12 protein-coding genes are annotated in these 10213 nt (G+C 69.7%); 7 read left to right on the forward strand and 5 right to left on the reverse strand.

What is annotated here, in order from left to right:
* From WU80_RS22500 to WU80_RS22510, 3 genes are all read right to left on the reverse strand, one after another.
* The coding region (locus tag WU80_RS22500) for an acyl-CoA dehydrogenase family protein (RefSeq protein WP_055405850.1) at positions 1-1078 on the reverse strand (1078 nt) is incomplete at its 3' end.
* Positions 1079-1097: 19 nt separating this feature from the next.
* Positions 1098-1610: a 5-(carboxyamino)imidazole ribonucleotide mutase gene (gene purE / locus WU80_RS22505; protein ID WP_055405323.1), complete on the reverse strand. Its 513-nt coding sequence runs from the start codon at positions 1608-1610 to the stop codon at positions 1098-1100.
* On the reverse strand, positions 1603-2832 hold the full coding sequence (locus WU80_RS22510) for a 5-(carboxyamino)imidazole ribonucleotide synthase (RefSeq protein ID WP_082459990.1): 1230 nt from the start codon (positions 2830-2832) through the stop codon (positions 1603-1605). The genes purE and WU80_RS22510 overlap by 8 nt, the downstream gene beginning before the upstream one ends.
* Positions 2833-2929: 97 nt before the next feature.
* Here WU80_RS22510 and WU80_RS22515 point away from each other — a divergent pair, with 97 nt between their 5' ends.
* Positions 2930-3589 (forward strand): GtrA family protein, encoded by a 660-nt coding sequence (locus WU80_RS22515; protein WP_055405325.1) that lies wholly within the window; start codon positions 2930-2932, stop codon positions 3587-3589.
* On the opposite strand, the gene WU80_RS22520 is transcribed toward WU80_RS22515, so the two are convergent.
* On the reverse strand, positions 3544-4062 hold the full coding sequence (locus WU80_RS22520) for a PH domain-containing protein (protein WP_055405326.1): 519 nt from the start codon (positions 4060-4062) through the stop codon (positions 3544-3546). The genes WU80_RS22515 and WU80_RS22520 overlap by 46 nt on opposite strands.
* Before the next feature lie 10 nt (positions 4063-4072).
* Positions 4073-4876 (reverse strand): biotin--[acetyl-CoA-carboxylase] ligase, encoded by an 804-nt coding sequence (locus WU80_RS22525; protein ID WP_055405327.1) that lies wholly within the window; start codon positions 4874-4876, stop codon positions 4073-4075.
* Positions 4877-4926: 50 nt separating this feature from the next.
* Here WU80_RS22525 and WU80_RS22530 point away from each other — a divergent pair, with 50 nt between their 5' ends.
* From WU80_RS22530 to WU80_RS22555, 6 genes are all read left to right on the forward strand, one after another.
* The gene (locus WU80_RS22530; RefSeq protein ID WP_055405328.1) at positions 4927-6567 is read left to right on the forward strand and encodes an acyl-CoA carboxylase subunit beta; all 1641 of its coding nucleotides are present in this window, start codon (positions 4927-4929) and stop codon (positions 6565-6567) included.
* Positions 6564-6812: an acyl-CoA carboxylase subunit epsilon gene (locus WU80_RS22535; RefSeq protein WP_055405329.1), complete on the forward strand. Its 249-nt coding sequence runs from the start codon at positions 6564-6566 to the stop codon at positions 6810-6812. Before WU80_RS22530 ends, WU80_RS22535 begins: the two co-directional genes overlap by 4 nt.
* Entirely contained in the window at positions 6809-7465 is a 657-nt protein-coding gene (locus WU80_RS22540; protein WP_055405330.1) for a nucleoside triphosphate pyrophosphatase, read from the forward strand. The genes WU80_RS22535 and WU80_RS22540 overlap by 4 nt, the downstream gene beginning before the upstream one ends.
* A 100-nt stretch (positions 7466-7565) precedes the next feature.
* A complete protein-coding gene (locus WU80_RS22545; RefSeq protein WP_055405331.1) occupies positions 7566-8459 on the forward strand; it encodes a sulfurtransferase in 894 nt (297 codons plus the stop codon).
* Positions 8456-8902, forward strand: a complete 447-nt coding sequence (locus tag WU80_RS22550; RefSeq protein WP_055405332.1) for a SufE family protein — start codon at positions 8456-8458, stop codon at positions 8900-8902. Before WU80_RS22545 ends, WU80_RS22550 begins: the two co-directional genes overlap by 4 nt.
* A gap of 99 nt (positions 8903-9001) precedes the next feature.
* Positions 9002-10213 (forward strand): acetyl/propionyl/methylcrotonyl-CoA carboxylase subunit alpha (locus tag WU80_RS22555; RefSeq protein ID WP_055405851.1); only part of this gene is annotated, 1212 nt, incomplete at its 3' end.

The following is a 10213-nucleotide window of genomic DNA, read 5'->3' on the forward strand; positions in this document are numbered from 1 at the left end:
ATGTGTATAAGAGACAGGTGTAGCCGGCGCCGCCGAAGAGCTGCACCGCGTCGGTGGTCACTTCCATGGCCACGTCGGAGGCCCAGCACTTGGACGCCGCGGAGATGAACCCGAGGTTGGATTCGCCGCGCTCGGCGCGGGCGGCCGCGTGGTACACCATCAGCCGGGCGGACTCGAGCTTCATGGCCATGTCGGCCAGCATGAACTGGACGCCCTGGTTGTCGCTGACCGGGCTGCCGAATTGCTTGCGGTCCTTGGTGTATGCGATGGCGGCGTCCAACGCACCCTGGGCGATGCCGACCGCCTGGGCGCCGATGGTCGGCCGGGTGTGGTCCAGCGTCGCCAGCGCGGTCTTGAAGCCGGTGCCCGGCTCGCCGATGATCCGGTCCCCCGGGATGCGGCAGTTCTCGAAGTACAGCTCGGTGGTGGGCGAACCCTTGATGCCGAGCTTGCGCTCCTTCGGGCCGACGGTGAACCCCTCGTCGTCGGCATGCACCATGAACGACGAGATGCCGTTGGCGCCCTTGTCCGGGTCGGTCACCGCCATGACCGTGTACCAGCTCGACTTGCCGCCGTTGGTGATCCAGCACTTGGCGCCGTTGAGGATCCAGTCGTCGCCGTCGGCCTTGGCCCGGGTCCGCATCGAGGCCGCGTCGCTGCCGGCCTCCCGCTCGCTCAGCGCGTAGGACGCCATCGCGGTGCCGTCGGCGATCGACGGCAACACCTGCTTCTTCAGCTCGTCGGAGCCGCGCAGGATCAGCCCCATGGTGCCCAGCTTGTTCACCGCGGGAATCAACGACGCCGACGCGTCGACGCGCGCGACCTCCTCGATCACGATGCACGCCGCCACCGAATCGGCGCCCTGGCCGCCGTACTCCTCCGGGACGTGCACAGCGTTGAAGCCCGACGCGTTCAGCGCCTCCAGCGCCTCGTCCGGGAAGCGCGAGTTCTCGTCCACATCGGCGGCGTGCGGGGCGATCTCCTTTTCCGCCAGCGCGCGGATCGCGGCCCGCAACTCGTTGTGCTCCTCGGGCAACTGGAACAGATCAAACGTGGGGTCTCCGGCCCAACCAGCCATCCTGGCCTCCTCTTTGCTACTAGCCGGTAACTTTACCCTGGCGCTGCTGCAGCGCCTCATCCTTGGCCCGCACGGCCTCGGCCAGCTGCTCTTGGAAGTCGGCGATCCGCGCCCGCAGCGCGGGGTCCGACGAGCCGAGGATGCGCACGGCGAGCAGGCCCGCGTTGCGGGCGCCGCCGATCGAGACCGTGGCCACCGGGACGCCCGCCGGCATCTGCACGATCGACAGCAACGAGTCCAGGCCGTCGAGCCGGCCCAGCGGCACCGGCACGCCGATCACCGGCAGCGGGGTCGCCGACGCGACCATCCCGGGCAGGTGGGCGGCGCCGCCGGCGCCGGCGATGATCACCTCGAGGCCGCGGCCGGCCGCGGTGCGCGCGTAGTCGAACATCACCTGCGGGGTGCGGTGCGCCGAGACCACCCGGACCTCGGTCGGGATGTCGAACTCCGCCAGCGCCTCGGCGGCGTCGGCCATCACCGACCAGTCGCTGTCGCTGCCCATGATCACGCCGACCCTGGGGGTGCTAGTCATGCGGATCCCATCCGTCCGTCCAAATCCCGTGTGACAACCAGTGTGCCGCGAGCTCGGCACGCTCCCGCAACGCGGGCAACTCCGCCACGTCGGTGCCGAGGAAATTGATGTGCCCGACCTTGCGGCCGGGCCGTTCCTCCTTGCCGTACAGGTGGACCCGGGCGTCGGGCATCCGCGCGAAGAGGTGGTGCAACCGCTCGTCGACGCTCATCGCCGGGGCGTCCCGCGCGCCCAGCACGTTGGCCATCACGGTCACCGGCGCCAGCGCGTCGGTGTCGCCGAGCGGATAGTCCAGCACCGCGCGCACGTGCTGCTCGAACTGGCTGGTGCGCGACCCGTCCATGGTCCAGTGGCCGGAGTTGTGCGGCCGCATCGCCAGTTCGTTGACCAGCAACTCGCCGTCGACCGTCTCGAACAACTCGACCGCGAGCACCCCGACGACGCCGAGCTCGGCGGCCAGCCGCAGCGCCAGCTGCTGGGCCTCGGCGGCCCGCGCGGGCGCCAGCTCCGGCGCGGGCGCGATCACCTGCACGCAGATCCCGTCCCGCTGCACGGTCTCGACAACCGGCCACGCCGCGCCCTGGCCGAACGGCGACCGGGCCACCAGCGCCGACAGCTCGCGGCGCAGGTTCACCTGCTCCTCGGCCATCACCGGCACCCCGTCCCCCAGGAAACTGGCCGCGATCTCGCGGGCGTGCGACGGGTCGCGGGCCATCCGCACCCCGCGGCCGTCGTAACCGCCACGGACCGCTTTCACCACCACGGGGCCGGCGATGCGCCGCGCGAAGGCGTCCAGTTCGTCGACGCTACGGATCTCGGCGTAGCGGGGCACCGCGGCGCCGAGGGCCTCCATCCGTCGCCGCATGACCAGCTTGTCCTGGGCGTGCACCAGCGCCTGCGGCGGCGGCGCCACGTTGACGCCCTCGGCGACCAGCTTGTCCAGGAGTTCGGTCGGCACGTGCTCGTGGTCGAACGTCAGCACGGTGGCCCCCGCCGCGACCCGGCGCAGGTCCTCGAGGTCGGCGTGCGAGCCGATCACCACGTCGGGCGTGACCTGCGCGGCCGACTCGTCGGGCGCGGTGGCCAGCACCCGAAGCGTCTGCCCCAACGCGATCGCGGCCTGGTGGGTCATCCGGGCAAGCTGGCCGCCGCCGACCATGGCGACCAACGGCGCTGCTGCGGGGGCGCCCCCCGCCGGGGGTGTACTCGGCACGGCGTTCATGGTGTCACGGCGCGCGCGGTGTGTTGACCGGCGGTGACACCGAATCGTTATGTACGATTTTGCGTCGATTTTGTGTCCGTCCGTACACTGACCACTTGTGCCCTTCGCCGAAGCCGCAATCGAGCGTATGCCCGGGTTTATTCAGCCCTATTTGCTGCGCCACCACGAACTGATCAAATTCGCCATCGTCGGCGGCACCACGTTCGTGATCGACTCGGCGATTTTCTACACGCTGAAGCTGACAATTCTGGACTACAAGCCGGTCACCGCGAAGGTCATCGCCGGCATCGTCGCGGTCATCGCGTCCTACGTGTTGAACCGGGAGTGGAGCTTCCGCGATCGCGGCGGCCGCGAACGCCACCACGAGGCGCTGCTGTTCTTCGCGTTCAGCGGGGTGGGGGTGCTGCTGTCGATGGCGCCGCTGTGGTTCTCCAGCTACGTTCTGCAGCTGCGCGAGCCGACGGTGTCGCTGACCGTGGAGAACATCGCCGACTTCATCTCCGCCTACATCATCGGCAACCTGCTGCAGATGGCGTTCCGCTTCTGGGCGTTCCGGCGCTGGGTGTTCCCCGACGAGTTCGCGCGCAACCCCGACAAGGCCCTGGAATCCGCCCTCACCGCCGGCGGCATCGCCGAGATGCTCGAGGACGAGATCGAGGGCGGCAACGTCACGCTGCTGCGCGCCTGGCGCAACCGGGCCGGCCGGTCGGCTCAGCTGGGCGACTCGTCCGAACCGAGGGTGTCGAAGACTTCGTGATACAGCAGCGCGTGCACCTCGCGCAGCCGCGGAATGTCGTAGAACTCCAACGGATCCTGTGACGCCGATTCGATAATCAGCGTCCCGGTGCGAAACATCCGTTCGGTGATCCGGTCGCGGAATTCCACGCTGTTGATCCGCGCCAGCGGAATATCGATCCCGGTGCGGGTCAGCACGCCGTGCCGAAACATCACCCGCCGGTTGGTCACCACGAAATGGGTGGTCAGCCAGGTCAAGAACGGCCACAGCGTCAGCCAGCCGACGATCACCAGCCAGATGCCCCAGATCACCCCGTAGATGATGTTTTTGGCCAGCTGCCCCCAATGCGTCGAGTTGAGGTACCCGGACCCGAACGACGCGAGCGCGGTGACCAGCAGCAGGACCACGACCGGCCAGATCAAGCGCTTCCAGTGCGGGTGGCGGTGGACGATCACCTGTTCGCCGGCGGCCAGGACGTTATCCGGGTAGCTCACCCGCCCGAAGCTACCGCAAATGCACCACGTCACCGGCCGAAACGACGACGGTTTGGCCGCCGGCCTCGATGCATAGCCTGCCCTGGTCGTCGACCGCGGTCGCGGCGCCGACGATTTCCTTGCCGCCCGGCAGGTGCGCCCGCACCCGGGTGCCGACGGTCAGGCTGCGCGCCCGATAGTCGGCGGCCAGCGCCCAGTCGGCCCCGCGTGCGGCGCGCCAGGCCACGATCCGCCGGCCCAGCTCGGACAGCAACCCGGACACCAGCCGGGTCCGGTCGGGCGCCGGCACGCCCAGGTCGAGCAGCGAGGTGGCCCCATCGATGCCGGCTGGAGCCTCAAACACGTTGAGCCCCAAGCCGATAACCACTACCGGCCGCGCCACCTCGGCCAGGATGCCCGCGAGCTTGCCCGGCGGGTCACCCGCCAGCACGTCGTTGGGCCACTTGAGCCCCACCGGGACGCCGGCGAGCAGCGGGGCCACCGCGTCGACCACGGCCACCCCGGTGGCCAGCGGCAGCCAGCCCCAGCCGGCCGTCGGCACGTCGACGATGCTGACGCCGACCGACATCGTGATCTGCGCCCGCGGGGCGGCCGACCAGCCGCGGCCGTGCCGCCCGCGCCCGGCGGTCTGGTGCTCGGCGATCAGCACGGCCCCGGCCACGTCGGTGCCCGACGCCGCTTGCGCCAGCAGGTCGGCGTTGGTGGAGCCGGTGTGTTCGACGACGTCGAGCCGGCGCCAGCCGAGTCCGGTGCCGATCAGCTCGGCGCGCAGCGCGGCCGCGTCGAGTGGCGCCGGGGGCTCGTCGGTGTCCATCAGGCCCAGCCTAAACAGCGCCCCCGGGGCTGCCGATAACATCGGATGCCATGACAAGCGTTACCGACCACACAGCGGAGCCGGCCGCCGAACACACCATCGACATCCACACCACGGCGGGCAAGCTCGCCGAGCTGCACAAGCGCCGGGAAGAGTCGCTGCACCCGGTGGGTGAAGAGGCCGTCGACAAGGTTCACGCCAAGGGCAAGCTGACCGCCCGCGAGCGCATCTACGCCCTGCTGGACGAGGACTCGTTCGTCGAGCTCGACGCGCTGGCGCGGCACCGCAGCAAGAACTTCGGCCTGGAGAACAACCGCCCGCTCGGCGACGGCGTGGTCACCGGTTACGGCACCATCGACGGCCGCGAGGTGTGCATCTTCAGCCAGGACGCCACCGTGTTCGGCGGCAGCCTCGGCGAGGTGTACGGCGAGAAGATCGTCAAGGTCCAGGAGTTGGCGATCAAGACCGGCCGCCCGCTGATCGGCATCAACGACGGCGCCGGCGCGCGGATTCAGGAGGGCGTCGTCTCGCTCGGCCTGTACAGCAAGATCTTCCGCAACAACATCCTGGCATCCGGTGTGATCCCGCAGATCTCGCTGATCATGGGCGCGGCCGCCGGCGGGCACGTCTACTCCCCCGCCCTGACCGACTTCGTGGTGATGGTCGACCAGACCAGCCAGATGTTCATCACCGGGCCCGACGTCATCAAGACCGTCACGGGCGAGGACGTCACGATGGAGGAGCTCGGTGGCGCCCACACCCACATGGCCAAGTCCGGCACGCTGCACTACGTCGCCTCCGGCGAGCAGGACGCCTTCGACTGGGTGCGCGACCTGCTGAGCTACCTGCCGCCCAACAACGCGACCGACCCGCCGCGCTACGCCGAGCCCGTCCCCGAGGGCGCCATCGAGGACAACCTCACCGACGAGGACCTCGAGCTGGACACGCTGATCCCGGACTCGGCCAACCAGCCGTACGACATGCACGAGGTGATCACCCGCATCCTCGACGACGACGAGTTCCTCGAGATCCAGAACGGCTACGCCACCAACATCGTCGTCGGGTTCGGCCGCATCGAGGGCCGCCCGGTCGGCATCGTGGCCAACCAGCCCACCCAGTTCGCGGGCTGCCTGGACATCAACGCCTCGGAGAAGGCGGCGCGGTTCGTGCGGACCTGCGACTGCTTCAACATCCCGATCATCATGCTGGTGGACGTGCCGGGCTTCCTGCCGGGCACGGGTCAGGAATACAACGGCATCATCCGGCGCGGCGCCAAGCTGCTGTTCGCCTACGGCGAGGCCACCGTTCCGAAGATCACCGTCATCACCCGCAAGGCCTACGGCGGCGCGTACTGCGTCATGGGCTCCAAGGACATGGGCTGCGACGTCAACATCGCCTGGCCGACGGCCCAGATCGCGGTGATGGGCGCGTCGGGCGCCGTCGGCTTCGTCTACCGCAAGCAGCTGGCCGAGGCGGCCAAGGAGGGCAAGGACGTCGACGAGCTGCGGTTGCAGCTGCAGCAGGAGTACGAGGACACGCTGGTGAACCCGTACGTCGCCGCCGAGCGCGGGTACGTCGACGCGGTGATCCCGCCGTCGCACACCCGCGGCTACATCGGCACGGCGCTGCGCCTGCTGGAACGCAAGATCAGCCACCTGCCGCCGAAGAAGCACGGGAACATCCCACTGTGAGCGACGAAAACGATTCCCAGACAACAGAAACCGCGCACGAGCCGCACATCCACGTGCTCAAGGGTCACCCCACCGACGAGGAGCTGGCCGCCCTGGTCGCCGCGCTCGGCGTCGTCGGCGGGGGCGTGCCCGAACCCCGCGAGCCCGAGCCCACCCGCTGGGGGCTGCCGGTGGACCGGCTGCGTTTCCCGATGTCCAACTACCAGCGGCTCACCATGCAGCAGATGACGCACATGAGGCATTGACCCGCCTGGTCCTGGGCTCGGCGTCGTCGGGTCGCCTGAAGGTGCTGCGCCAGGCCGGCGTCGATCCGCTGGTCGTGGTTTCCGGCGTGGACGAGGACGCCATCGTCGCCGGGCGGGGGCCCGACGCCGCGCCGGCCGAGGTGGTGTGCGCGCTGGCGACGGCCAAAGCCGAGCGCGTGGCGGGCGAGCTGGACGCCGCGGTAGCCGCGGATTGCGTTGTCCTGGGCTGTGATTCGATGCTTTACCTCGACGGCGAGCTGTGCGGCAAGCCCGGGTCCCCCGACGCCGCGGCGGCCCAGTGGCGCCGCATGGGTGGCCGGTCCGGCCGGCTGCACACCGGGCACTGCCTGCTGCGGCTCAGCGGTGCCGCGATCACCCACCGTGAAGCGCAATCCGCTTGCACCACAGTGCATTTCGCCACGCCCACGGACGCGGACCTGCGGGCGTACGTCGCCGCCGGTGAGCCGCTGCACGTGGCCGGCGGGTTCACCCTGGACGGGCTGGGCGGCTGGTTCGTCGACGGCATCGACGGTGACCCGTCCAACGTGATCGGCGTGAGCCTGCCGCTGCTGCGCGCGCTGCTGGAGCGGGTGGGCCTGTCGGTGGCCGGCGTGTGGGCGGCCAACCGCGCCTCCGCCGTCGGCGAGACGTAAACCACGGCGACCCGCGACGGCGTGTCGCCGCCCTCGTTTCAGTGTCGCGGCGGCTGACGGCGGCGGTGCGACCCGATGCGCTGGCGGTAGGCTCGACAGCGTGGCCTTACCTCCCGATCCAAGCCCGACGCTGTCCGATTACGCCCACCCCGAACGGCTGGTCACCGCCGACTGGGTCTCCGCCAACCTGGGCACCCCCGGCCTGGTGATCGTCGAATCCGACGAGGACGTCCTGCTCTACGACGTCGGCCACATCCCCGGCGCGGTCAAGATCGACTGGCACACCGACCTCAACGACCCGAGGGTCCGCGACTACATCAACGGCGAGCAGTTCGCCGAATTGATGGACCGCAAGGGCATCTCGCGCGACGACACCGTGGTGATCTACGGCGACAAGAGCAACTGGTGGGCCGCCTACGCGCTGTGGGTCTTCACGCTGTTCGGCCACCCGGACGTGCGCCTGCTCAACGGCGGGCGCGACCTGTGGCTGGCCGAGCGCCGGGAGACCACCCTGGACGTGCCGACCAAGACCTCCACCGGCTACCCCGTCGTCGCGCGCAACGACGAGCCCATCCGGGCGTTCAAGGACGACGTGCTCGCCATCCTGGGCAGCCAGCCGCTGATCGACGTGCGTTCACCGGACGAGTACACCGGCAAGCGCACCCACATGCCCGAGTACCCCGAGGAAGGCGTGCTGCGCGGCGGCCACATCCCCACCGCCCGGTCCATCCCGTGGGCCAAGGCGGTCGACGAGAGCGGCCGCTTCCGCAGCCGCGCGGAGCTCGAGGAGCTCTACGACTTCATCGACCCCGACGACAAGACGGTCGTCTACTGCCGCATCGGCGAGCGGTCCAGCCACACCTGGTTCGTGCTCACCTACCTGCTGGGCAAGCCAGGGGTGCGCAATTACGACGGATCGTGGACCGAGTGGGGCAACACCGTGCGCACGCCGATCGTCGGGGGTGAAGAGCCGGGGACAGTTCCGGTCCGATGAGCCTGCCCGCCCCGCTGGCCGAGGTCGTGTCCGACTTCGCCGAAGTGCAAGGCCAGGACAAGCTGGCGCTGCTGCTGGAATTCGCCAACGAACTCCCGCCCCTGCCACCCGAATTGGAGGAGCGGGCCATGGAGCCCGTGCCCGAGTGCCAGACGCCGCTGTTCCTCCACGTCGACGCCAGCGACCCGGACCGGGTGCGGCTGCACTTCAGCGCGCCCGCCGAGGCGCCGACCACCCGGGGGTTCGCCTCGATCCTGGCGGCCGGTCTCGACGAGCAACCCGCGGCCGACATTTTGGCGGTGCCCGAGGATTTCTACACCGACCTGGGGTTGGCCGCGCTGATCAGCCCGCTGCGGTTGCGCGGGATGTCGGCGATGCTCGCGCGCATCAAGCGGCGGCTGCGCGAATCGGGCCAGAATTCCGGCACCGCCTCATCGGCCTGACGGCGCGGCGCTTAGACTTCCCAGTCAGTGTAAGAAACTCTCTTAAAGAAGCCCACGGCGGAAACACGTCCGCTTGAGATATGCCAAACAGGAGGCGCAGTGGCTAGTCACGCCAGCTCGAGGATCTCCAAAGTGCTTGTCGCCAACCGCGGCGAGATCGCTGTCCGGGTGATCCGCGCGGCCCGCGATGCGGGTCTGGCCAGCGTGGCGGTGTACGCCGAACCCGACGCCGACGCGCCGCACGTGCGGCTGGCCGACGAGGCGTTCGCCCTGGGTGGCCAGACCTCCGCGGAGTCGTACCTGGACTTCGGCAAGCTGCTCGACGCGGCGGCCAAGTCGGGAGCCAACGCGGTGCACCCCGGCTACGGGTTCCTCTCGGAGAACGCCGATTTCGCGCAGGCGGTCATCGACGCCGGCCTGATCTGGATCGGCCCCAGCCCGCAGTCCATCCGCGACCTCGGCGACAAGGTGACCGCCCGCCACATCGCCGCGCGCGCCCAGGCGCCCCTGGTGCCCGGCACCCCCGACCCCGTCAAGGACGCCGACGAGGTGGTCGCCTTCGCCGAGGAGTACGGCGTCCCGATCGCCATCAAGGCGGCGTTCGGCGGCGGCGGCCGCGGCATGAAGGTGGCCCGCACCATCGAGGAGATTCCCCACCTGTACGAGTCGGCGGTCCGCGAGGCCGTCGCCGCCTTCGGCCGCGGCGAGTGCTTCGTCGAGCGCTACCTGGACAAGCCGCGCCACGTCGAGGCGCAGGTGATCGCCGACCAGCACGGCAACGTCATCGTGGCCGGCACCCGCGACTGCTCCCTGCAGCGCCGGTTCCAGAAGCTGGTGGAGGAGGCGCCCGCGCCGTTCCTGACCGACGCCCAGCGCAAAGAGATCCACGAGTCGGCCAAGCGCATCTGCAAGGAGGCGCACTACTACGGCGCCGGGACGGTGGAGTACCTGGTCGGCCAGGACGGCCTGATCTCGTTCCTGGAGGTCAACACCCGCCTGCAGGTCGAGCACCCGGTCACCGAGGAGACCGCCGGCATCGACCTGGTGTTGCAGCAGTTCAAGATCGCCAACGGCGAAAAGCTGGACCTCACCGAGGATCCCACGCCGCGCGGCCACGCCATCGAGTTCCGGATCAACGGCGAGGACGCCGGCCGCGGCTTCCTGCCGGCGCCCGGCCCGGTGACCAAGTACGAGACGCCCAGCGGGCCGGGGGTCCGGCTGGATTCCGGTGTCGAGGCCGGTTCGGTGATCGGCGGCCAGTTCGACTCGATGCTGGCCAAGCTGATCGTGTACCTGTCTCTTATACACATC

Source organism: Mycobacterium sp. UM_11 (genome assembly GCF_001414075.1).
In the GTDB taxonomy this organism is placed as follows: domain Bacteria; phylum Actinomycetota; class Actinomycetes; order Mycobacteriales; family Mycobacteriaceae; genus Mycobacterium.